Raw genomic sequence first — 24,015 nt, 5'->3', positions numbered from 1 at the left:
GCTCAGCCCTCCGTCGCGGCGCAGTAGGACGCGATGAAGCTCGCATGTGTCGGCATGCGCGATGCAGCGTCCTTCATCGCCGACGCCATGGATTGCAGGCTGTTCGCCACGTCGCGCGCGGGCAGCGCCGCGACGATCGGGTCGCATCGTTCGGGCATGATTCCCTGGCCCAGCATCACCGCCACCCAGCTCGGGCGGGCAAAAAGCTCGTCATCGTAGCGGAAGATGCGCCCCGTTTCGCGGAACAGTTCCATCTTGTGCCGGAGGCTGTCCGGCACGGTCATGGTCCGGCAATAGCGCCAGAACGGCGTATCGTCCCTGTTCGTCGCGACATAGTGCAGAACGATAAAGTCCCGTACCTGCTCGAATTTCTTCTGCATGTAGCGGTTATATTCTACTCTGAGTATATCGGGAATATCCCCGTTGGGGAAAAGCGATATGAAGCGGCTGATCCCTTCCTGGATCAGGTACAGCGACGTCGACTCGAGGGGCTCCAGGAAACCAGCCGCCAACCCGATAGCGATACAATTGCCGCGCCAGAACTGCCGCCGGTGCCCCGCCTTGAAACGGATCGAGCGCGGCTCTGCGAGAAGCGCGCCCTCGACCCCCTTGCGCAGGACCCTCTCCGCTTCGTCATCGTCCATGAAGCTTCGACTGTAGATATGGCCATTGCCCACGCGGCGTTGCGTCGGGATCCGCCACTGCCAACCGGCGGGGCGCGCCGTGGACCGGGTATAGGCCGGGGGCGGTCCGACATGCGCGCTCGGCACCGCCAGCGCGCTGTCGCACGGCAGCCACGCGCTCCAGTCGACGAAATCGATGTCGAGCGTCTGCCCGGTCAGCAGCGCGCGAAATCCCGTGCAGTCGAAGAAGAAGTCGCCCTTGACCTGCGCACCCGAGTCCATCGTCACGGCGGCGATGCCGTCGCCCAGCGCGGTCCGGTGAACCTCTTTCACCACGCCCTCGATGCGCTTGACGCCCCGCTTTTCAGCGTAACGCCGCAGATATCGCGCGTAGAGCGTCGCATCGAAGTGATAGGCGTAGCGGAGGTGCGAGAACACCGATCGCGGGTTCGGGTCGGGCAGCGCGAAGCGACCGGCGCCGGCGGCCACCGCGGAGAGGCTGTAGTCCTCGATCGGTGCAGTGCCGCCGTCCCTGTTCAGGCGCAGCCAGTATTGGTGGAAGTCGATCCCCTCCATGTCGACACCGTGCTGACCAAAGGGGTGAATGTAGCGGTCGCCCTTGTGACCCCAGTCGACGAACTCGATCCCGAGTTTGAACGTCGCCTCGGTGGCACGCATGAACTCGGCTTCGCTGATGCCGAGCATCTGGTTGAAGACCAGCATGTCCGGAATGGTGGCCTCTCCGACACCAACGGTGCCGATCGCATCGGACTCGATGACCGTGATGGACACGTCCTTGCTTTCGACAAGGCTGGAAAGCGCGGCGGCGGTCATCCAGCCGGCCGAGCCGCCGCCGACGATGACGATGGATCCTAGGGGGGCCTGCGTCATTTTCGTGGATCCTGGCGGAGATAGCGTTCCAGCTGGGTCATATAGACGTGGTTCGACGGCAACGCGGCGGCGGCATTCGCGACCTGCTGTGCCGCATCGTCGAGATAGCGGCGGACCCTTCTGGCATCGGCGCGGTCCGCCAGGCGATCATGGCGTCGCGGACGTCGCCCGATACCGAAGTGCATGATCAGCCAGTCCTCGGGATGAAAGGGCTCGAGATCGTAGGAGACGAGCAACCCGCGTTCGGCGAACATCGCGAGCTTGTGCTCGAGCTCCGCGTCCGGCGTGTCGCGCGCCGCGCGCCAGAAATCGCTGTCCGGCAAGGCGGACGTTTCGAGAAGCGCGCGGGTGAAGCGCATCGCGTGATGGTGGTCCTCGCCATGCCTGCGGTTATACTCGCGTTCTTCGACGGTCATCGACGCCGTCGAAACGGGGATCAGCGTCATCAGCCGCTCGATGTCGCGTTCGAGCAGCATCATGGGCGCCGGTGTGAGGGGCTCGACGATGCCGGCCGCGTGCCCGATACCGACACAGTTCCCCGCCCAGGCCCGACGGCGCCGCCCGAGCGTCGCAGACGCGCTCAGCCCGCCTCTCGCGTTGCACGACGCAGTTGCATCGGAGACCGTCAGCGATCGCGTCGACCCACGCAGCGGGGTCTGTGCCGCCCAGCCCTGGTCGTGAAACGAAACGCTGCGAACCGGCGGGCCAAGCCGGGCCTCGGCCACGTCGTCTGCGGAGATCTGCAGCGCGCGCCCGCCCAGCCACGCGGGATCGAGCCGGGATAGAAGTTCGGCCGACGGTCCGCTGCAATCGAGATACAGGTCGGCCGTCACCATGTCGGCACCATCGAGTGCGATGCCGGTGATCGCTCCGTCGCCCACCGCGACCCGGGTCAGCGCCCCCTTCAGATGGTGGATGCGGCCGGGCGGTACGGCGGCGGCGAAACACCGGGCGTGGCTTGCCGGGTCGAAATGGTAGCCATATTCCGCACGCGCCAGCGGCTGCTGACCGGCAGCACCAGGTGATCGCGGGGGATGCGCAAACGTGCCCCGGCTTCCGGCGACGGCACCGAGAAGAAACGGGTCGAGCCGCGTCATGCCCTGTTGTACCAGATACTGGTGCATCAGGACGCCGTCGATCACCGGCAGCGTCAGGTTGAAGCACTGGATCCAGGACCGCCCGCCTTCCGCCCAGCGCACATATTTGCTGCCCCAGGAAAAGGCGGCGGAACTGCCGAGTACGAGAGCGGGCTCGGTGACACCGGCCGTGAGGTTGAACGCATAGCTGGCCGGACCGGAGACGGTGCCGTAGAAAAGATCGGTGCGCCGGTGATCGCTATCGATCTCAGCAAGCGTGATCCGCACCGTGTCCGGCAACTGGCGCGCAAGCGTCGCGACCGTCATCCAGGCGGCAAGTCCTCCGCCGCAGACCATGACGTGGCTGACGCCGTTGCCCGAGGTCGACGTAGCGGGTGTGCCCGGTCCGTCGATCAAGCCCCGGCAACGGCCAGACGCGCCGCTCCTCCGCTTTCCCGGATGAAGGCGGTGTGCTCGGGTGTCCGCCGTACCGCAGCATCTACCTTCGCGCGCACGTCCGATGCTCTGGCCGTCAGAGCATCGACGCTCATGTTCTCGACGCGCGGATCATGCCGGTCGGGAACGAGATTCTGACCCAGGAACACCGCGACCCAGCTCGGCGACAGGAAAAGGCCGAACTCGTATTGGATCAGGTGACCGCGGCTACGCCAGGCCTCGATCCGCTCGGACAGGCTGTCGGGAAGGCGAAGATTGCGGAAATGGCGCCACATCTCGGAGTCGTCGCGTTGCGTTGCGACGTAATGCAGCAGCAGGAAATCGCGGATGCGCTCATAGTGGAGGCCTATGCGGCGGTTATATTCCGCGATGTCGCGCGCCGCGAATCCCTTGTCCGGGAAGACCGCGAGCAGTTCGGTGATGCCATCCTGGATCAGGTTGATCGACGTCGACTCGAGCGGCTCGAGGAAGCCGCCTGCCAGCCCGATCGCCACGACGTTCTTTTTCCAGAACTCGCGCCGCCGACCCGTCGTGAACGACAGCCGGCGCGGCTCTGCCTGCATCGGTGCGTCGAGCCCCGCAACGAGCTGGTCATGTGCCTCGTCATCGGAAATGAAGCTGCTGCAATAGACATGGCCATTGCCGACACGGTGCTGCAGCGGAATCCGCCACTGCCACCCCGCGGTTCGCGCGGTCGCGCGGGTGAACGGGCGCAGCACGCCATTGCTCTGCGTCGGGACCGCGATCGCCCGATTGCACGGCAGCCATGCGCTCCAATCGTCATAGCCGCTTTGCAGGGCGGTCTCGATCAGTAGCCCTCGAAACCCCGAGCAGTCGATGAACAGGTCGGCGGATAGCGTCGTGCCGTTCGTCAGCACGACATCGCGCACAAAGCCGGTTTCACCGTCCTGTACGACCCTGACCACCCTCCCCTCGGTGCGCGACACCCCCCTTTTCTCGGCAAAGCCTCGGAGAAATTTCGCATAGAGCCCCGCGTCGAACTGATAGGCATAACCAAAGGTCGACTCGACGGCGTCCAGGTCACCAGAGGGCCGTCGAAAGCGGCCCTGCTCCGCGGCGATGACCGGGTAACTATATTCGTCGATCCGGCTCCGGTCTCCCGATTGCCGCAGCTTCAGCCAGTATTGGTAGAAGGGCACATCGTTGGTCGTCGGCCCGAAATCACCGAACGGGTGGATATATCGATCGCCGCGGCGGCCCCAGTCGCAAAACTCGATGCCCAGTTTGTAGGTGGCCTCCGTCGCCCGCATCATTTCCGCTTCGTCGATGCCGAGCGCGAGGTTGAATGCTCGAATATGCGGCAGCGTCGCTTCGCCAACGCCAACGGTGCCGATCTCGTCCGACTCGACCAAGGTGATCGATATCGGGAGCCCCGCCAGCTTGGCCGCCAGGGCGGCCGCGGCCATCCATCCTGCGGTGCCGCCCCCGACAATGCAGATGCTGCTAATGTCAGACTGTTCTGCCACGAACGCCCACCACGTATCTTGCGGGTGCACCACAATATGGCATCGCCGCTGCCCCTCCTGTTCCCCGCGCCTATTGGCGCCTTACGCTTGATTAAAGCCTGAGCGCGGGAAGGCAAGCGTGGTTGCGAAGGCCAGCAAGTCGTTAGAATGACAAGCCTTCTGTCCAATATTCAGGTCTTGATTGTCGCAGAAAGCGGACGTAGCATTACTCTTACATTTGACGACCGGTCGTGATGAAGAGCTCAAAAGCTTAAATCACTCAGAAGCTGGCGCAGGTGAGGAGGAAGCCCGGAACAAACCGGACAAAGAGGGGATGCTGTGATGCAAAATTCGGTTTTTCCGGCGTTATCAAGCTCGACCAAGCGCTTTCTGCTTTCGACTTCGGCGCTCTCGATAGCGTTGATCGGGTCACCAGCCATGGCCCAGACGGTTTCGTCACCGGCAAACGAGCAGACCTCGCCGCCGAAATCCGGTTTGCCGGATACCGACCCGGCGACCGCGCCTCAGACGACCGAGCTAGACGAGACGACGACCGAGGACATCGTCGTAAGGGGCATCCGTGCCGCACTCGAAAGCGCGAAGGACATCAAGCGCAACGCCGACACGGTCGTCGACTCGATCACAGCCTCCGACATCGCCACCTTGCCCGATCTGTCGGTGGCAGAGGCGCTCGGGCGCGTCCCGGGCGTGACGATCTCGCGGTTCGCGACCGGCGGCGCGTCACCCGACTTCCCCTCACCCGAAGGCCAGGGCAACCTGATCCGCGGTCTGGGCTTTGTCCGCTCCGAGTTTAACGGCCGCGACGCGTTCAGCGCCAATGGCGGGCGCGTGCTCGATTTCTCGAGTATTCCGCCGGAGCTCATCGGCGCAGTCGATGTGTACAAGAACCAGACGGCCGATCTCATCGAGGGCGGCATCAGCGGCACGATCAACCTGCGCACCCTGGAACCATTCGATCGCCAGAAGCCGTTTCTCGCGATCTCGGCGGACAATACCTACACCGACCTTCGTAAAAAGTCGTCGCCGTCGGGCAGCATCACGGGCGGCAGCAGATGGAAGACGGGGATCGGTGAATTCGGCGTGGTAGCGTCGGTTTCGCGGTCAAAGCTGAGTTCGCGTATCAACGGCTGGCAGCAGAATTCGCCGTTTCCGCGCGTGCTCGACGCGACCGGCAACGTTCCGCAGACAAGCCTGACCGGCGCGGCGAAGCTGTCCGAGTTCACGGGCGTCGATCCGTCACGCATCCTTGGTACGACGCCGGGATTTCAGTTGCGTACGAACGATGTCGATCGTGATCGTCGAAGCTATTACGGCGCGCTGCAGTGGAAAAATGACACGCTGCAACTTACGGCCAAGTATATCCGGGTCGAGGAGGACACGGACAGCATCGAGCGGACGTTCGAGTGGTTCCCCGAGCACGATACGGGCACGACTGCGGGGATCAGCAACCTCAGCGTGAAGCCCGGTTTCGGATCTGATGGTGTCGCCATGTGCAGCGGTGCGGGCGGCTTTCCTTCAAACCCGGGCGACTGCGAGACGCTGATCCCGATCCGCGGTGGTCTGATGGAATCGGGCTTCGTCACCAACCGGATCGATGCCTGGACGGGCGCGGTCGGATCGCCGGTCGGATCGCTTGGCATCGGCAGGACGGAAGAGAGCAAGACCGAGGATTTCAGCCTCAATCTGCGGTGGCAGCCGACCGAACGCCTGCTGGTCACGGTGGACGGCCAATATACCAAGGCAAGCGCACGGCAGCGTCAGATCTGGGGCGGCTTCAACACCTATCTCGACTGGCAGATTGCGCCCGATCTCGACAATCCGCGGATCGCGTTCTCGGTCAATCCGGCTCATCGCTTCAATCCGGGCAATACGCGCTTCAGCGGTGACAGCGATGCCAATCCGCTCGCGTCGCCGACATCGGCCGGCGATCTGAACGGCACGACCTGGCAATTTGCGGCCGACCAGTTCCAGGTCGGCAAGGGCGATCTCTACGCCTTCCGTGCCGATACCGCGTACGACGTGTCGGGGAGTGACGGCCTTGCCGGCTGGTTCGACAGCGTCAAATTCGGTGGCCGTTATTCCGAGCGGAGCCAGACGAACTCGGAAATGGCGCTGAACTGGGGTGCCATCTCGCCTGCATGGGATGGCCGCGGCGGTTACGGCGTGGTCGGCACCTTTCAGGAACCCACCAAGGCTGCAGAGGCCATCAGCTTCGCCAACTTCTTCCGGGGCGGCGTGGTCGAAGGTCCGAACCAGACCTTCGTCTTTGCGAACTCCGCACTTCTCAATGACTATTCCGCATTCCGCAAATATCTGAACGCAGAGCCGCAGCTGGCCAACGGCAATTACAACTGGGTGCCCAGGGGTACGGACGACGGCAGTAAATTCGGGGTCCCCATATTCCGCCCCGAGGACACGTCCAATATCACGGAGCAGACGGCGAACGCGTACGCTCGCCTTGATCTCAAGCACGAGTTCGACAACGGCATGTCGATCGCCGCAAACTTCGGCGTCCGATACGTCCGCACCAAATTGCGATCGACCGGGTTCCAGGCGTTCCGGCCGTTCGTGGCCGATGCCCAGACACCGGCGTTTGCCGACACCGATGGCGACGGCGTTCTCGAGCGGACCAGAACCGATGATGCGGAGAGCCGGGACGATCCCGCGGACTTCCTGCCCCAGTCGATCGCGTACGGCGCTCAGGCGGCCGTACCGATCAGCTTCAAGCAGACCAACGAGAACTGGCTTCCGTCCTTCAACCTGCGCTGGAATGTCGACTCGCAGCAACTTATCCGGTTCGCGTACAGCAAGGGGCTGAGCCGGCCGAACGTACAGGACCTGCGCGCGTCGCAGGAATATGTCGTGACCACGAACCGCGTGAACTTCCCGCCGATCACCGATGAGAATGACCCGCTGTTCGGGATCGATCGGGGTGCGCAGAATATCACGGCAGGCGACATCCGCGTAAATCGCGGAAATCCGCTGCTGCGACCGACCACGGCCGACAGCTTCGATCTCTCGATCGAGCGCTATTTCCGCGGGGGATATTTCTCCGTCGCCGGATTCTACAAGAGCTTGTCCAATATCGTCACGAATGGCGATCTGGCGTTGGGAACGACGACGCTTGACGGGCAGACGGTCAATATCATCTACAATGGTCAGGTGAATCAGGCCAAAGCCAAGGTCAAAGGCATCGAGGTCAGCTACCAGCAATTTTTCGACAAGTTGCCGGGGGTGCTGAGCCATCTCGGCTTCCAGGGAAACTATACCTATATCGACTCGTCGACGACACCGCCTGCGAACGGCGTCGACAGTGATGGCGACGGGAATGTCGATGACCAGACGACCTTTTTCCGGTTCGGCGTCGATGATCTTCTTGGACAATCCGATCACATCCTCAACGTGGTCGGAATTTATCAGGACTCCGCGCTCGAGATGCGTCTGGCGTATAACTGGCGCTCGAAATATCTCACGACCTACCGCGACTATGTGACGGGCAACCCCGTCTACAACTCGGCGGCCGGGTTCCTTGACGCTTCGGTTCGATACAGGATCGGCCCCCTGACGCTGCGCACGTCGGTCGCCAACATCCTCGACACGAAGAGCAAGGCGCGCGTTCAAATCGACCAGAGCGGACAATTGTATGATCGGTTCAGTTTCCTGAACGATCGGCGAATCGTCTTCGGCATCCTGTTGCAGTATTGAAGCTATGCGATCGGGACGGTCGAAACCGTCCCGATCTTCTTTCGTGATGGAGGGCATGATGAAATATGCAGTCCTGATAGTAGCGGCGCTGATCTGCACCCCGGCTGCTGCGCAAAAGGGGTATAAGGCCGCGAAGGCGGCAAGTGACGTTGGTTATCAGTCGTCTGTTGCCGCCGACGGCAGGGTGACCATCGTCTATACCGGTGCAAAGGGCGCGAAGCCCGATGATGTCGCCAAATTCGCCATGTTGCGGGCGGCGGAACTCACCCAGGATGCGGGTAAGGAGTGGTTCGCCGTCATCAAGGCCGAGACGCGCGACCTTGCTGCCGGTGGCGGCTCTGACTTGCGCGACAAAACCGGGCCGAGCTTCTCGACAGGGACCGGCGCCAGCGCTTCGATGGGTTCGGCCAGTCAGGCGGGCAGCCCTCCAGGGGTGGCCGATGCCGCCGTGCCAAATGGCCCTACGACGGGTGGCTTTGGCGGTGGTGACGTTCCCTACCAGGTGTTGGAACGCTGGCGTCCGAGCCAGTCTGCGCAGACCACGGTCGTGATCCAGATGGGATCGGGCGACCAGGCCTCGTTTCCAGGGCTCACTACGCAGCCGACGATCTACGCTGCTGCGGACGTGATCGAACAGATACGGGGAAAACGCAAATAACGAGCAGCGTGCCGATCGGACACCCTCGATCGACCGGTACACTGGTCGCTAACACCCCCCCTTGGGGCGGCGCACGGCCGCCCCGTTTTTTCGTGGGACGCAGGCTCGGTCGGGTCGGGCGGCTCCGACTTTCGGCGATCGACTATCGGCGATCCTGACAAACCAATGCGAGAGAATGCCAGCGGGCGCCGGATGAGACGCGCCCCCGTTTTTCCCCTCGATTTGAAGCCTGAATCCGCAATCGGAATGGACGGGTGAAGCAGCAAATCATTGGCATTCTTAATACGGGCGCGGTGGTGACGCATGGGAAGCTATGACAGAGAGGCCGGGAATGCAGGCGATTGTTCGGCCGCATCTGCAGGTCAAAGCCCCCCTGTCGCACGACCGCTCAGATAGTCGGCTCGCCGGTGAGATACGGATCGACCGGCACCTCCGCCGGAACCGATACCCGCGGCACCGCCCTTGACGCGGCCGCAGCGAGCCATTCGTCGCCGCCGTCCCTGCGCCGGGTGGAGCCGTCACCGCGTGTCGAGACGCGCCCGTAAATCGGTCGCTCGCGATCCGATGGCGAGCCGGCGAACGTCGCGGCGATGTTGCCGTAGGTCGACGGGTCGCGACCGTCGAGGCTGAGCCGGTCGTTGAGATAGCAGGCGGTAGACCATGCCGCTTCCGGGCTGGGCGTCATCGCGATGATGCGTTTGCCCCAGTACATCCGCAGATTGTTGTGCATCCAGCCGTCGACGAGAAACTGCTTCTGGCAGGCGTTCCAGGTCTCGTCGCGCGTTTCGCCGTGAAGCATCGCGCTCAACGTCTCCAACTCGGGTCGGGGATCGGCGGCATGCTCTGCGAGCGTGTCGACTGCCCAGCCGGCGACGCGGTCGTAGCGCTCCGGCGCGGCTTGATCCCGCGCCTGGTAGTGGAACCACTCGCGCCATCCGAGAAGCTCGTCGGCGAACTTTGCCTTGTGCCTGCTACCTGCATCAGCCGCGACGACCGCGGCCATCACCTCGCGCGGGCCCAGCACACCAAAGTGCAGATAGGGCGACAATCCGCTAGCGCCGTCCGCGCGCGTGGCGTCGTTGCGCGCTGATGCATAGCCGGGCAGCACCTCGGTCACCAGCCGCCGCAGCCGTTCCTCTGCCGCACCCCGCCCGGCCGGGTGCATGTCGCTGACCGGCACCGTATGATCGATCGCGAGACTGGTCACCAGCGCGTCGAGATCGCATGTGTCCAACCTGTCCGGCGTGAAGGGCAGAGTCCCGGCGTAAGCGGGCTGTTCCGGCACCGCCTCCTCCGTCTCCACCCAACTGAGCCGCTCGGGTTCGTGGCGTCGCAGGAACCCCGATCGTCCACGGATATCGCCGCCCAGCACGGCCGGGGGTACCAGGCACGCAGCCTCGACCGCATAGACCGGCGACGCGGCGCGGGCGGCCACCCGCTCGGACTGCCAGCGGGCGACGAAGGTCGGCTGGTCCTCCAGCACAATCGCCGCCGCATCGGCGCCAAGCCGGTGCACGAGACCTTTTTCACGGTGCCCAGCCCGATCGACGTGGTGAACGCAGGCCAGACCACGCTTTGTGCACCCGGTACCAAGGTCGCGGCTCGCCGCCAGGATAAAGTGATGCAGTCGGTCGGAGGCATAGGGATAATCCTCGCGCACGCCGTGGTACACCAGGACCGGCAAACCGAGCGCGTTGCCGAGCAGAATGCTCGCATCAATCACCGGATTGTCGCGTGCCCGCAGCGCCTGTTGCAGCCAGCACAGCACGTATCGTCCGCTAGCGTTCACCGTGCGGTCGTTCAGCGCCCGCACGCGCGGCGCTTCTCGCCAGTCGCGAAGACCGGCTGGCAGGACGGCCGTCACCATCCCATGCTGCCCGGTATGCCTTTGAACGGCCCCACAAGGTCCGACGTGATCCACCCGCCGTAAAATCCGCCGGGTTGCGGAACCACCTGCTCGCCGTCCACCGTGCATGTATCGAGCGGACCGGCGTAGAAGGCGACATGGTCGCGCAATACCGCAAAGGCCGGCGTCGGCTCCGGATAGCTCCACGCCACGTCGCGCAGCACTTCGGCGCCGATTGCTAGGTGCCAGTAGACTGCGTAGCCCTTCCACTCGCAGAACGAGCGTCGCTCCGAACGGCGAAGCAGGCCTGGGCTCAGAGCGTCGGGCGGCAGGTACCAGCTGGGCGGATGACTGGTCTCCAGCGTGCGGACAGCGCGGCGCGTATCGGCGACGAGGACACCGTGATGCTCGATACGGATCCATCGCTCGCTCGCTTCGGCGACGGCCGGGCGGGGAAAGTGCCACACGCTCTCCTGGCCGGGCGCGAGTGAAGGATCGTGGTCGTTGTCGCTCACCGACGACGACCGAGCCAGATGCCGATACCCGCAAGGCCGAGCACCGCGATACCGGACGTCGCAGCCGCGACCTTGCGCCCCCGGTGCGGATCGCGCCGGCCGCCATCCGGACCGGCTGCGACGCCGGGCTCGAACAATACCCCGTCGCTGTCGTTACCGTCAGGTGCGCGGGCTGACCAGGTGTCGAGGAAGCCGCTCAGGATCGCCGCCAGCAGGTTCGGCGCTGCGAACTCCCCCAGCTTGAAGGCGATCGCCGGCGCGCCGACTGCGGTGAGATTGCGGGGTCGCGTGGCGAGCCGCACGACGGCCTTCGCAACCGTCTCGGGTGCGAGCGAACCCGGCGGCAACGCGAGCCGTGCGCCCGTATAGTTGCCGGCGTGGTCGACGCCGGGCGTGTCGACGAAGGTCGGACAGACGTCGCATATATGGATGTGCGGGCGCTTCGACACCTCGCCGCGGAGTGCCGCACTGAACCCGCGCAACCCGAACTTGCTCGCCGAATAGGCCGCCGCATACGGCGTGGCGACGAAGCCGCCGGCCGAGATCATGTTGACCCAGGTGCCGCGATCCTGCGCCAGGAAGATCGGCAGCACCGCGTGCACATCATTCATGTGAGCGACGAGGTTCACGTCGACGACGCGCGCATGGTCTGCGATCGGGACGTCCTCGTACCGGCCGAGCACGCCGACGCCCTCGCAGCTGAACCACAGGTCGATGCCACCGAGCAGATCGCGGGCCTCGGCAGCGAATGCCGCCACTGCGGCTGCATCCGTACAGTCGACGGGCCGGACGATCGCGTTGCCGCCCGCCGCGGCACAGCGGCTAGCGACGTCGTCCAGCCCTTCCCTGCCGCGGGCACCCAGCACGACCCGTGCGCCCGCCGCCGCGAAGGCCACCGCCGTAGCCGCGCCGATACCGCTCGATGCACCGGTGATCACCACCCGGTGTCCCGCCAGTGGTTGGTCCGCGCTCATTGGACCATGCTCGGGGTGCTTGGCAGCACAGCGTCGGCGGGAGGACGCTGTCGCGTCGGATGGGCTGGCCTGTCATCATGCATAGCCTCTCAACGTTCTGAAGGCGCTGCGGTGTCCCACGCGCGCCGCAGAACCGATCTCACCGTATCGGGCTCGAGCTTCGAGAGGTGCTCTCACTACGGAATGCCGGCCGATTTGAACGCGACGCAGGTGCGTGCGTTGGTGTTGCTCGAGAAGGGGCGCGCGCCCTTGGAACGCTAGGACACGAGATGGCAAAGCCCTTTACGATTGCAGTACCCGACGAGCGGCTCGCCGGCATCAACGCCAAAGTCGCATCGTTCGACTGGGGCGCGCTGCCGGACGCCGGAAGCTGGACGTCAGGGGTCGGGCTTGCGGACCTCAAGCGGCTCGTGGACCATTGGCGCATGCGGTTCGACTGGCGCGCGCAGGAACGTCGGCTGAATGCTCTACCGCAGTTCACGACTAAGGTGCTGGGCGAAAAGCTTCACTTCATTCATGCGCGGGGCGATGGGTCGCGCCCACCCCTGCTCCTGCTGCATGGCTGGCCGGGCTCGTTCCTGGAATTCGAGGCGCTCATCGCGCCATTGGTCGCCGACGGCCATGACGTCGTCGTGCCCTCGCTTCCGGGCTACGCCTTTTCCGGGCGCCCTGCCGCGCCGATCGGACCGCGCCGAACAGGCGCGTTGATGCACGGTCTGATGACCGAGCTTTTCGGCGATGCGCGCTATCTGGTACAAGGTGGTGACTGGGGCGCGGCGATCGGGAGCTGGATGGCGCACGATCATCCCGAAGCCGTGGCCGCGCTGCACCTCAACATGGTTCTCCTTCAGGCGGCGGACATATCGCCGAAGACGCCCGACGAACTCGCCTGGGCGGGACGACGGGCGACGCTGGCGAAAGAGGAGACCGGCTACGCGCACGAACAAGGCACGCGTCCGCAGACGCTCGGCATTGCCATGTCGGACAGCCCCGTCGGCGTTGCTGCCTGGATTCTGGAGAAGTTCGGCGCTTGGGCGGACGTGCCGCGTGATGAACACGGTAGGCCCGATCTCTGGCAGGCGTTCGATGAAGATACGCTCCTTACCAACATCATGCTGTACCTCGTCGAGGGGTCCTTCATCACGTCCACCTGGATGTATCGCGGCCGCATGCTGGAGGGTTCGGGCGAACTTCCCGCAGGCAGCCGTATCAAGGTGCCGACCGGCGTCGCAGCGTTCCCCGATCCCGTCTTCCCGCCTCCTCCGCGCTCGCAGGCGCGCAAGACCTACAACATCGTCCACTGGAACGAGATGGAGGCAGGCGGCCATTTCGCGGCGCTCGAACAGCCCGGGCTCCTGCTGGCGGATATGCGACGCTTCTTTGCCGACCAGGCGTCCTCGAAAGCGCGCAGACGGCGTCGGATCGCCGGCGCGGCGGGTGTCATCGGCGTTGCCGCCGTTGGATTTTGGAAGTTGGCAGACAGTCATCGACGCCCGGACGATACCCAAGCCCGGCATCGCGCGACCTACCCGCCACTGGATGTCCCGAAAGTCTTTGCCGAGGGTATCTGGATCGTCGACAGCGGACCAAAAAACGCGATGGGGATAGCGCTGCCCGTGCGCATGACGATCATCCGCCTCGAAAACGGCGATCTGCTTCTGCATTCGCCGACCCCCTATTCGGCCGAACTGGCCAAGGCGATCGGAGCGCTGGGCCGGGTACGGCATCTCGTTGCCCCCAACATCGCGCACTGGACCTACATTGCCGATTGGCAACGGGCCTACCCGGATGCGACCACCTGGGCTGCGCCAGGACTGCGGGACCGGGCACAGGTCCGTGCATCGTCGGTGCGGTTCGATGCCGAACTCGGTGGAACGGCCCCGGCGGAATGGTCGGACACGCTTGATCAAGGCATGGTGCCGGCAGGGGCTGGCTTCAACGAGATTTGGTTCTTCCACCGGCAGACCAGGACGCTCGTGCTCGTCGACCTCATCGAAAACCTCGATCCTGACAAGCTGCCGCCTGTCACGCGGCTATTGATGCAGGCCTCCGCTGCCACGGACGGCACGACCGCACGGTACCTTCGGCTACCAGTACGGCTAGGCGGCGCGGACGCTCGAAAGGCGGTGCGAGCGATCGTGGCGCTCGAGCCTGACCGGGTGATCTTCGCTCATGGTCAGCCGTTCGACACCAATGGTGCGGCACGACTGAAGCGTGCTTTCGAATGGCTGATCTAGGCCAGCGTTAGCGCACCTTGAGCGCGTAACTGCGGCGCTGCATCGCGCACCTGCCCAACGCGATCGAGGCAGTTCAGAAGAGTGATGCACGCTGCGCCGAAACGGTTAGCGCGTTGCGCATCGAAGACGTTCACAAGGAGTCACCAATGTCGTTTCCCCGTCCGTACGTCGCGTCCCCGCTCCGGTATGACAGCGGCATGCCCTATCGACGCACCGGCCGAAGCGGGCTGAGGCTCCCGGCAATCAGCCTGGGGCTGTGGCAGAACTTCGGCGGACAGGATGTGTTCGAGACGGGGCGAGCCATCCTGCGGCGGGCATTCGATCGTGGCGTGACCCACTTCGATCTCGCCAACAATTACGGCCCGCCCTATGGCTCGGCGGAGGAGAATTTCGGTCGCGTCCTCGCCTCTGATTTGGCGGCCCATCGCGACGAACTCATCATCTCGACCAAGGCGGGTTGGGACATGTGGCCCGGACCATATGGCGATGTCGGTTCATCCAAAAAATACCTGATTGCGAGTTGCGACCAGAGCCTCAAGCGGTTGGGCCTCGACTATGTCGACATCTTCTATTCGCACCGGGTGGACGCCGCGACCCCGCTCGAGGAGACGATGGGCGCGCTGGTGCAACTTCATCGACAGGGCAAGGCACTGTATGTCGGCATCTCCTCCTACGAGCCGGGGCTGACCCGCCGTGCGGCCGAGATCCTGGCCGCGGAAAAGGTGCCGCTGTTCATCCACCAGCCCAGCTATTCGATCCTGAACCGGTGGATCGAGCGCGATCTGCTGGCGACGCTGGAGGAGCTGGGCGTCGGCTGCATTGCCTTCTCACCCTTGGCGCAGGGCATGCTGACGAACAAATACCTCCAGGGCGTCCCGCAGGATGCGCGAGCCACGCGTGACGGATCGCTGTCGCAGGCCTTGCTCACGGATCACAACCTTGCTGCCATCCGTACCCTGAACGATATCGCGGGTGAGCGCGGACAAACCCTGGCCCAGATGGCGATCGCGTGGGTCTTGCGCGACCCGCGCGTTACGTCGGCGCTGATCGGCGCCCGCACGGTCGAACAGCTCGACGGTTCCCTCGACTCGCTGAAGACGCTCGACTTCTCCGCCGACGAACTCACCGCGATCGACAACGCGGCCGACGATGGCGGCGTCAATCTCTGGTCGGGATCATCTGACATCACTGCATTGCCGACAGCGCAAGGAGTGCCCGCCTGAACAACGGCCAGGACGACCGCCTTCGGGACATTCCAGACGGCGTGTGCGCGCCCAACCTTCAGGCCCGGTTACGTTCGCCGACAGCGCCGCAAACAATTTTCAAATGACGCGAAATCGTGATCTTTAAGCAAACCAAGTTTCTTGAGCCTTGCCCCATCGTGATCTGAGAAACTCGCTACGCTCGTAGATGCCCGCCTCGAACGAAGAACTCCGATGTCAGGCTGATAGCGGAATGCCTGCTTCCGATCCGGACCAAGCGGGGCGCCGCCTCAACGGGCCGGGACGACATAGTCGTGTGTTCCGATCTGGCGATGCAGCTTGAGCGAGCCGCCAGCCTGACGCTGCCACAACCGGATGCCGCCGCCCGTAACGGTGCCCGACTGGCCCCCCGCGGTCCACTCGACGCGGAATTTGGGATATTCGATCACCCACGCACCGAGGTTCTCGAACGCCAGGGTCCAGACCCGCACGTCGCGGAAGGTCGCGCCGGTTCCCGCTGCGGTATAGGCGATCAGATAGGGGCGGATCTCGGCCATGCCGCGTTTGGGCGTATCGGCGAAGGGCATGAAGATGGCGTCGTCGGTATAATCCACGAGTTTCGCCTCGACATCCTTGGTCCGCACGGCCTCGGCGTCGCGGTCGTTATGCGCCCGTAGGAATTCGCCCACGGACCGATCGCCTGCGGCTAACGGGATGGGCGAGGACGACGGCTCCGGGATCGCGGTGAAGAAGCCCGCGGGATCGGCCAGCGGGCGGAAATAGCCCCAGGTGTCGGCCTTGAGCCTCAGGCTGCCGTCCCGCTCGACGCCCCAGACATGCGCGTATTTTCCCCGCTCTTCGTCGGTGCGGTCGGACCAGCGGATCGTGAAGGTTCCGATCTCGACCAAAGTGTCGTCCAGCTCGAGGACTTCGCTCGCCACCGGCACATAGCTGGTCACACGCCGCCGCCCGCGCATCGCGCGGTGATAGGCCGCGATCTGGCGCGTGCCGATCAGCACCGGCTGATATTCGGGCATCGAGCGCGCATCTGCGCGGTAGAGCATGGCGCGAGCATCGGCATCATTGGCGAGCATCGCCTGACGCAGCTTCGCGTGCGCGGCGTTGACGCGTTCGGTCGGCGTCGCGGGAGGTCCGAACAACAGGTGCCGCGCGAAGAAGGGCAGCACATCGGTATAGAACCGTCCCTGCTCGCCCCAATGCCGGTCGCGAAAGCCGCCGCCATGCTCCTCGGCTTCGTGCGGCACGCCATATTCGGCGAGGATATTGGAAAAGGCCTGCGCGCCATAGACATGATCGACGAGCGTGTCCTGACGCCCCCAGTCGAACTTGAAGCCCCGCAGCGATTTGAGATTGTCGGCATACGCGGGGAGCAAGGCCGTCAGCGCGAATCCCTGTTTGAAACGCGCCGTACGGTCGCTGTCCACTACGATGCGCCCGTCGACACGCCGCGCCGGTGGATCGAAGAACAGCGGCGGTCGGTTCGGGTTCGGCGCGAAGGCCTGATAGATCGACGTGAAGATCAGCGAGAAGCCGTCGTCCCGCAGATCGTCGAGCGATGTCGCGCGCGCCATGCGTTCCAAGTTCGGGCGGCTGTGCGTCGGCTGGATATTCGGCCCGCTCGCCACCGGCTGCATGCCATAGACCGCGCCGAACATTTCGGGATGGCGCATGCCGAAGCGGATCGCGCCATACGCCCCCGGACCGTCCCCCGCGATCCCGCGCGAATCCCGGGTGGCGAGCGTGCGGTAGGTGGCATCGATGTGCGGCATCAGCTCGCGCACCATGAAATCCTCCCAATTGCCCGTCGCCGGCGAATTCACGTACCATGAACTGCCCGCGGGGGTCGTGAAGTCGGCGGTCACGACGATGACGTCGCCGATCAGACCCTGCCCTATCGCCTTGTCCAGCAACGCCCTTGCGCCGTGGCTGGCGAAGGGTTCGCGGTGATCTTCGAAGAAATAGTTGAGGAAGTAGAGGACGGGAAATCGCTTGCCTGCCTCGGCGTAGCGCGGCGGCAGGTAGACCGTGAGGTTGCGAACGGGCGAGATGCCGATCTTGCTGCCGGCGAAGCTGGTCGATTGCAGCGTGCTGGCAACCAGCCGGCCCTGCGGCTGCGCCATCGCCGGAGCGACGAACAGCGCCAGCAAGCAACAGGCAACGGCGTAAAGCTTGCGGAGCCCGGTCATGACGACGCTCCATCGCTTTGCCGCGTGGGGCCTGATGTACGCCGGAAGGGAATCACGAGTGTCTCGCGTTCCTGGCCCTCCGAGCGATTGAGGAAATAGACCGTGAAGCTATCCGGCCCGGTTCGCGAGAAAGTCGCGCCGTCGAAGTAGAAGCTGGTCGAATCACGATCGACCAGCGGACGGTCGATATAAGCCGCCTGCGCTTCCCAACCGGCGAGTTCCGGCGTGAAGTGCTTGACCCGAAGCGTCAGCGAATTGCCGATCTCGGCGAACACCCCGATCTCGTAAAAGGCTAGGTTCTGGGGAGCGAGCGCGCGGACGAAGCCTGGAAGCTGCCCAAAGCGAGGACTGAGAAGCACATGCTCGACCGGGCCATCGGGCATGTCGCCGATCCAGTGGCCCTCGATCCACGCCATGTCGGCGATCGTCGCACGCGGGGCCTGGCGGCCTTCGCCGTGGAGCTTGATCATGGCCCGGGGGTTTGCGCGTTGCGCCGATGAAGGGCTTGCGTGGAACAGGATCGCCAGCGCGAATACCGCCGTCGGAAACCCGAAAAGGGCATATGCCCTGTGCCTCAACCCCATGCCCACCCCCTGTTTTGGTTGAGCGGCATACGGGCCCGGAACGGGGTTCGCCGGCAATGGATTTTCGCCGGGCGGGTTCGGCGGATCGCCAAGCGGGATCAGCGGGTAAGGTAGACGTCGATTGGCTGGCGATATCGCCGGCTGAACCGGAGCTCCGCGCCGCACGCCAGCCGCACCACACCGTCGCCGTGCGTGCCGGGCCGGACTTCGACCAACCGGTCGAGCCGGACGATCGCGGCGCGATGGATCCGCGCGAACGCAGCTTGGGGCAATCGCGTCTCGAGCGACGTCAGGGGTTCGTGGATCAGCAAGCTGCGTCCACCGACATGGACCTCGGCATAGTCGCCGGCCGCACTGATCCAGTCGATCTCGTCGAGCCGAATCAGGTGCGCCGAGCCACCGCTGCGCGCGATGAGCGGTCCCTGCCCACCGAGCAGCGATCGCATCCCGTCGCGCGGGCCGTCGCCCGTGCCGATGTGTCGCCGCACCCGCTCGATAACGCGGGCAAAGCGCTGGTCGTCGAAAGGCTTGAGCAGGTAATCGAGCGCCTCCGCCTCGAAGGCGCGCACCGCATAGGCATCGAACGCCGTCACGAAGACGGTCAGCGGCATCGCATCCACCCCGATCGCCTCGATTACGCCAAAGCCGTCCATCTCGGGCATTTGCACGTCGAGGAACACCAGATCGGGCCGCAAGATGCCGATTGCCGCCACCGCTTCCGCCCCGTGCCCCGCTTCGCCGACCACTTTGAAATCGTCGGCCCCTGCCAGCGACTGGCGCACCGCCCGGCGTGCCAGCGGCTCGTCATCGATGATCAGGGTCCGGATCACCGCGGCACCAGGATGATGACGCGGAAGCCCTCCCCTGGCGCCGTGTCGATCTCAAGCGACTGGCGCTCGCCATGGAGCTGGCGCAACCGCAGCCGTGCGTTGCCGAGCCCGACGCCCTCGCGGATCGCGCCCGCGCCCTTGCCGTTGTCGGCGATGCTGATCCGCAGCATGTCACCCGCGGGCTTCGCCTCGATCGTCAGCGTGCCGCCTTCGATCGACGGCGCAATCCCGTGGCGCACCGCGTTCTCGACCAGCGGCTGCAGCAGCAGCGCCGGCACCTGGACGGTCTCCAACCCGGGCGCGATGGCGCGGACGATCCGCAGTCTCTCGCCCAACCGGGCTTCCTCGATCGCCAGATAGGTGTCGGTAAAGTCGAGTTCATCGGCGAGCGCGCTGTGCTGCGACCTGCGCTGATCGATCGACAGCCGCAGCAGATCGCCCAGCCGCGCGATCAGCCGCTGCGCCACGATCGGATCGTCGGGCACCAGCGCGGAAATGGCGTTGAGCGTGTTGAACAGGAAGTGCGGCTGCAACTGCGCGCGCAGCGCCGCGGTTTCCGCCTCTGCGAGCTGCGCCTCCAGCCGCGCCGCCGCGACTTCGCGATCGCGCATCGTCCGATAGGCGCGCGCGCCGAGCACGATCGCGACGAGCAGCGCGTAGATCATCAGATGGACGTGGATGCTGGTCGCCAGCTTTGTGATCAGCAGCCCATTGCTCCACGGCGCCCAGGGCGCGCGGAAATAGAGCATCGCGTTCATCGCGCTGTAGAGCACCGCGTGCAGCACCGCGAAGAGCAGCCCGAAGGCCAGATGGATGACCAGCAGCCTGCCCAGCCGCCGCTCGTCGGCAAACGCCCGCGCCACGCTCACAACCCCGGGCGTCAGTGCTGCCCAGGCCGAATACCAGATCAGTCCATTGACCAATGCCTGCCCCAGCGCGAGCTTTGGCCCACCCGCGAAACCCGCGGCATAGGTCTGGAACGCCGTCACCACCGCGACAGCCAGCCATGCGGCCCAAATGCCCAGATAGCGAACAAGGCGTTGCCGATGCGCTGCGGTCATGGCCAATCATGCACATTCGCCCGACATTGAACAGCTGCCCGGCGGGGACCGAGCCTGACGGCCGCCGACGTCTGCGTGCTTCCCAAATTCGCGACCGACGAATTCTGCCTCGCCAACGTCTATTGCGTCGGTGTCGCGATGCGCGCGAGGCGGCGCATTCCGACGCGGTGCAGGCCCTGCCAAAGGCAATCGCCGAATATCTGGTCGGCGCCGACCAGCGTAGCGACTTGATACCGGCGATCGGGTCGATCAAGGTCAACTTCACGCGTCTCGATCGGCGAGAGGGACCCGCCGTTGCCGACTAGGCCGTGCTGCGCATGACCGCTATCGAGGATAGAGAGATCGTCCTCGTCGACGCCGCCTGATTGTCACCTTCACTCTGTAGCGTGCCGCGTACCCGACCAAGCCCGAGGAGACATCGAATGCCGTTCGTCACCACCGTCGACAAGACCGAAATCTTCTACAAGGACTGGGGCAACACGGACGCGCCGGTCGTCATGTTCCACCACGGCTGGCCGCTCAGTTCGGATGACTGGGACGCGCAGATGATGTTCTTCGTCACGAAGGGCTATCGTGTCATCGCACATGACCGCCGCGGGCATGGCCGTTCGACCCAGTCGGCGGACGGTCACGACATGGACACCTATGTCGCGGATGTCATCGCGCTGACCGACGCGCTCGATCTGCGCGATGCCGTCCATGTCGGCCACTCGACCGGCGGTGGCGAGGTCGCCCGCTATGTCGCGCGCGCCAAGCCCGGGCGGGTCAAAAAGGCCGTGCTGGTCAGTGCGGTCGCACCGATCATGGTCAAGACCGATGCCAACCCGGACGGCGTGCCGATGGACGTATTCGACATGGTGCGCGAGCAGACGGCCACGAACCGTTCGCAATTCTACTACGACTTCACGCTTCCCTTCTTCGGGTACAACCGCGACGGCGCCGAGGTGAAGGAGGCGGTGCGGCTCAACTGGTGGCGCCAGGGCATGATGGGCTCGGCGCTCGCCCATACGCTCGGCGTCAAGGCCTTCTCCGAGACCGACTTCACCGACGATCTCAAGGCGATCGACGTACCGACGCTGGTCCTGCACGGCGAGGACGACCAGGTGGTTCCGTTCGCCACCACCGGCAAGATGTCGGCTGAAATCGTGAAGGACGCCAAGCTCATCTCCTACCCCGGCTTTCCCCACGGCATGCCGGTTACCAACGCCGATCGGATCAACGCCGATCTGCTCGCCTTCATCGAAGGCTGATCCACGGCAGGGCACGGAGCGATGGCGCGCTCCGTGCCTCTGCACGACACGCTTCACAAGGAAATGCCGCGATGCCCGACCGGGTTCTGATCTTCTACGGCTCCTATCGATCCGATCGGCAGGGCATTCGCCTCGCCGAGTGGCTCGTCCGCGCCTTTGCCGAACGCGGGGCATCGGCCGAGCTCATCGACGCCAGGGCGATCGACCTCCCCATGCTCAACCGCATGTACAAGGAACATCCCAGCGGCGAGGCGCCGCCGGCGCTGGAGGCACTCGCCGAAAAGATCAGGACGGCCGACGCCTTCGTCTTCGTGGCCGGCGAGTATAATTGGGGCGTGCAGCCCGGGCTCAAGAACCTCACCGACCATTTCCTGGAGGAATGGTACTGGCGGCCAGCGGCGATCGTCAGCTATTCGGCCGGACGTTTCGCCGGTGCGCGTGCCGGTCTCGCATGGCACGGTATCCTGTCCGAGATGGGCATGGTGGTGGTGTCCAGCACGATCGCGGTGGGTGGGATCGGCCACGCCTTCGATGCGAGCGGAGAACCAGCGGGCGACGGTGGCGCCGCCCTCACCCGCGCCTTCCCGCGCTTCGCAGACGATCTCGGCTGGTGGACGCAGGCCGCCCGCGGCCAGCGTGAGCGGCTCGACCCGCCCTATTGATCCGGCCGACGTCTGCGCCTCTTCATCGCGGCTCCGGGCAACCGAACTCGTTCACCCCTTCGCTGCCGCTGCGGCCAGCTCCTCGAGGTCGAGATCGTGCTCGAGATCGTGGAGCGTCTCGTCATCGATACGACCGGCACGGTGCAGGCGGACCAGCTCGGCGCGGCCGGCCGCGACCGCGGCGATGATGACGTCGAAATGGCTCGCAATCGCCGCGTTGCGCTCCTCCACCGTACCGTCGAACGCATCCGCTGCGGTTGCACGGGTCCGGTAGCGCCGCAGGAGCTGCGGGTGGATGACCGTGCCGTCGATCGCCACCGCCTCGCGCTCGACAAGTCCCAACTGCGCCCGGAACAGCATCATCTCGGCGGCGTGCAGATCGAGCGGCGGTCGCGCGCTGCCGTCGTCGTGCGGCTTCAGGGTCCGGATGACCCAGCCGAGCGAGGTGCCCTGCACCAGGACGGTAACGAGGATCACGACGAAGGCGGTGACGAGCATCAGATCCCGCGCCGGCATCGCCTCGGGCAGCGAGAGCGCGACCGCGAGCGTCACCACGCCGCGCATCCCGGCCCAGCTCATCACCACCGCCGCCCGCGTTCCGAGCGGTTGCTGTCGCGTCCACCCGATGCGGCGACCGGTGGCGACGCCGGCATCGACCGCGAAGATCCACAGAAACCGCGCGGCAACGACCGCCAGGACGATGAGCAGCACGGGCCGCGCCATCGTGTCTATGACAATGTCGAGCCCGCCGACCCGGTCCAGCAGCCCCCGCAAGGACAGGCCGATGAGCAGGAACACGGTGGCTTCGAGAAGGAACACCAGCACCTGCCAGAATGCCATTGCCCGGATGCGCACGCGGGCGGTGAAGACGACATGCTGATACCAGCCGCAGACAAGGCCCGCGGTGACGACGGCAATGACGCCGGACACGTGCAGCAGTTCGCCCGCGATATAGGCGCTCCAGCACACCAGCACGGTCGCTGCGATCATCAGCGTATCATCGCCTAGCCGGCGGAGCAGAACGACCCAGAGCCCGCCGATCGCCGCGCCGACCGCGATGCCGCCCGCCACCAGCACGAAAAACGTTCCGGTCGCCGCCCCCAGATGGAAGCTGCCGGTCAGCACCGCTGCCACCGCGAAACGGAACAGCACAAGGCCCGCGGCATCGTTGAGCAGGCTTTCGCCCTCGAGCAGCGTGGTCAGCCTGCGCGGGAGCGTCACCCGCTGCAACACGGCACGCGCGGATACCGCATCGGGCGGCGACAGGATCGCGCCCAGCGCGACGCAGGCGGCCCAGGGCAGTTCCGGCATCAGCAGCTTGGTCACGATCGCCACAACCGCCGTGGTGAAGAAGACGGCGCCGACCGCCAGCGAAAGAATGCCGGCCATGTGCCGCCGGAATGGCGCGACCGCGGTGAACCACGCGCCATCCATCAGCAGGGGCGGGAGAAACAGGACAAGCACCAGCTCCGGATCGATCGCGATCCCTTGCACACCCGGTACGAAGGCGACGGCGCATCCGCCGACGATCAGCGCGGCTGCTGGTGGCAGCGACAGACGCCGGGCCAGATAGTGAAGCCCCAGCACCACCAGGAACATGAGGATGATCAGCTCGAAGTTTGCCGCTGGATGCACAGAGCCGCCCCTTTTCCTGCCCGCCCAGTGGTCCTGCAAGCTGTCCCGAACGCCGTCAATGCGATCGGGCCGCGCGCGTATTTGGACTGGGCCGTTCCCAGGCGATTGCCGTCGTC

18 protein-coding genes are annotated in these 24,015 nt (G+C 65.0%); 6 read left to right on the top strand and 12 right to left on the bottom strand.

All coding sequences use genetic code 11. From position 1 onward, the window contains the following. Positions 1-2: 2 nt before the first annotated feature. The 4 genes from J3A66_RS00675 to J3A66_RS00660 all read right to left on the bottom strand — a co-directional run bounded on the left by J3A66_RS00675 (position 3) and on the right by J3A66_RS00660 (position 4,952). Entirely contained in the window at positions 3-1,514 is a 1,512-nt protein-coding gene (locus J3A66_RS00675; RefSeq protein ID WP_209566546.1) for a tryptophan halogenase family protein, read from the bottom strand. Continuing rightward, positions 1,511-3,007 (bottom strand): tryptophan 7-halogenase, encoded by a 1,497-nt coding sequence (locus tag J3A66_RS00670; protein WP_209566545.1) that lies wholly within the window; start codon positions 3,005-3,007, stop codon positions 1,511-1,513. The genes J3A66_RS00675 and J3A66_RS00670 overlap by 4 nt, the downstream gene beginning before the upstream one ends. Further along, the gene (locus J3A66_RS00665; RefSeq protein ID WP_348633961.1) at positions 3,004-4,533 is read right to left on the bottom strand and encodes a tryptophan halogenase family protein; all 1,530 of its coding nucleotides are present in this window, start codon (positions 4,531-4,533) and stop codon (positions 3,004-3,006) included. Before J3A66_RS00665 ends, J3A66_RS00670 begins: the two co-directional genes overlap by 4 nt. Positions 4,534-4,775: 242 nt before the next feature. Then, positions 4,776-4,952, bottom strand: coding sequence for a hypothetical protein (locus J3A66_RS00660; RefSeq protein ID WP_197975285.1), 177 nt, complete (start codon positions 4,950-4,952; stop codon positions 4,776-4,778). Here J3A66_RS00660 and J3A66_RS00655 point away from each other — a divergent pair. Both J3A66_RS00655 and J3A66_RS00650 read left to right on the top strand, forming a co-directional pair. Continuing rightward, positions 4,951-8,238, top strand: a complete 3,288-nt coding sequence (locus tag J3A66_RS00655) for a TonB-dependent receptor (protein WP_209566544.1) — start codon at positions 4,951-4,953, stop codon at positions 8,236-8,238. The two genes, J3A66_RS00660 and J3A66_RS00655, sit on opposite strands and share 2 nt — an antisense overlap. 58 nt (positions 8,239-8,296) lie before the next feature. Then, positions 8,297-8,896 carry a hypothetical protein gene (locus J3A66_RS00650; RefSeq protein WP_209566543.1) on the top strand — a complete coding sequence of 200 codons (600 nt, stop codon included), beginning with the start codon at positions 8,297-8,299 and terminating at the stop codon, positions 8,894-8,896. A 388-nt stretch (positions 8,897-9,284) separates the two neighbouring features. On the opposite strand, the gene J3A66_RS00645 is transcribed toward J3A66_RS00650, so the two are convergent. The 3 genes from J3A66_RS00645 to J3A66_RS00635 are packed head-to-tail and all read right to left on the bottom strand — an operon-like array spanning position 9,285 to position 12,231. After that, the gene (locus J3A66_RS00645; RefSeq protein ID WP_209566542.1) at positions 9,285-10,763 is read right to left on the bottom strand and encodes a deoxyribodipyrimidine photo-lyase; all 1,479 of its coding nucleotides are present in this window, start codon (positions 10,761-10,763) and stop codon (positions 9,285-9,287) included. Then, on the bottom strand, positions 10,757-11,257 hold the full coding sequence (locus J3A66_RS00640; RefSeq protein WP_209566541.1) for a DUF427 domain-containing protein: 501 nt from the start codon (positions 11,255-11,257) through the stop codon (positions 10,757-10,759). The genes J3A66_RS00645 and J3A66_RS00640 overlap by 7 nt, the downstream gene beginning before the upstream one ends. Then, on the bottom strand, positions 11,254-12,231 hold the full coding sequence (locus tag J3A66_RS00635; RefSeq protein ID WP_209566540.1) for an SDR family oxidoreductase: 978 nt from the start codon (positions 12,229-12,231) through the stop codon (positions 11,254-11,256). Before J3A66_RS00635 ends, J3A66_RS00640 begins: the two co-directional genes overlap by 4 nt. Positions 12,232-12,500: 269 nt before the next feature. On the opposite strand from J3A66_RS00635, the gene J3A66_RS00630 reads away from it, so the two are divergent. Together J3A66_RS00630 and mgrA are read left to right on the top strand one after the other, a co-directional pair. Beyond that, positions 12,501-14,468 carry an alpha/beta fold hydrolase gene (locus J3A66_RS00630; protein WP_209566539.1) on the top strand — a complete coding sequence of 656 codons (1,968 nt, stop codon included), beginning with the start codon at positions 12,501-12,503 and terminating at the stop codon, positions 14,466-14,468. Between the two features lie 146 nt (positions 14,469-14,614). Beyond that, on the top strand, positions 14,615-15,691 hold the full coding sequence (mgrA, locus tag J3A66_RS00625; RefSeq protein ID WP_209570318.1) for an L-glyceraldehyde 3-phosphate reductase: 1,077 nt from the start codon (positions 14,615-14,617) through the stop codon (positions 15,689-15,691). Between the two features lie 269 nt (positions 15,692-15,960). On the opposite strand, the gene J3A66_RS00620 is transcribed toward mgrA, so the two are convergent. The 4 genes from J3A66_RS00620 to J3A66_RS00605 all read right to left on the bottom strand — a co-directional run bounded on the left by J3A66_RS00620 (position 15,961) and on the right by J3A66_RS00605 (position 20,352). After that, positions 15,961-17,877, bottom strand: coding sequence for an alpha/beta hydrolase-fold protein (locus J3A66_RS00620; protein ID WP_209566538.1), 1,917 nt, complete (start codon positions 17,875-17,877; stop codon positions 15,961-15,963). After that, positions 17,874-18,347 (bottom strand): DUF6265 family protein, encoded by a 474-nt coding sequence (locus tag J3A66_RS00615; RefSeq protein ID WP_209566537.1) that lies wholly within the window; start codon positions 18,345-18,347, stop codon positions 17,874-17,876. Before J3A66_RS00615 ends, J3A66_RS00620 begins: the two co-directional genes overlap by 4 nt. Before the next feature lie 212 nt (positions 18,348-18,559). Beyond that, a complete protein-coding gene (locus tag J3A66_RS00610; protein WP_209566536.1) occupies positions 18,560-19,291 on the bottom strand; it encodes a response regulator in 732 nt (243 codons plus the stop codon). After that, positions 19,288-20,352 (bottom strand): sensor histidine kinase, encoded by a 1,065-nt coding sequence (locus tag J3A66_RS00605; RefSeq protein WP_209566535.1) that lies wholly within the window; start codon positions 20,350-20,352, stop codon positions 19,288-19,290. Before J3A66_RS00605 ends, J3A66_RS00610 begins: the two co-directional genes overlap by 4 nt. 422 nt (positions 20,353-20,774) lie before the next feature. On the opposite strand from J3A66_RS00605, the gene J3A66_RS00600 reads away from it, so the two are divergent. Together J3A66_RS00600 and J3A66_RS00595 are read left to right on the top strand one after the other, a co-directional pair. Further along, positions 20,775-21,602, top strand: a complete 828-nt coding sequence (locus tag J3A66_RS00600; RefSeq protein WP_209566534.1) for an alpha/beta hydrolase — start codon at positions 20,775-20,777, stop codon at positions 21,600-21,602. Positions 21,603-21,673: 71 nt separating this feature from the next. Next, a complete protein-coding gene (locus J3A66_RS00595; RefSeq protein ID WP_209566533.1) occupies positions 21,674-22,264 on the top strand; it encodes an NAD(P)H-dependent oxidoreductase in 591 nt (196 codons plus the stop codon). A gap of 51 nt (positions 22,265-22,315) precedes the next feature. Here J3A66_RS00595 and J3A66_RS00590 read toward each other — a convergent pair whose 3' ends face one another. Beyond that, positions 22,316-23,899, bottom strand: a complete 1,584-nt coding sequence (locus J3A66_RS00590; protein WP_209566532.1) for a Na+/H+ antiporter — start codon at positions 23,897-23,899, stop codon at positions 22,316-22,318. Positions 23,900-24,015 lie beyond the last annotated feature (116 nt).

It is taken from the genome of Sphingomonas sp. PvP018, from assembly GCF_017876865.1.
Taxonomy (GTDB): domain Bacteria; phylum Pseudomonadota; class Alphaproteobacteria; order Sphingomonadales; family Sphingomonadaceae; genus Sphingomonas; species Sphingomonas aerolata.
The sequence above is the reverse complement of the archived record's forward strand: the minus strand, read 5'-3'. Positions and strand labels throughout refer to the sequence as shown.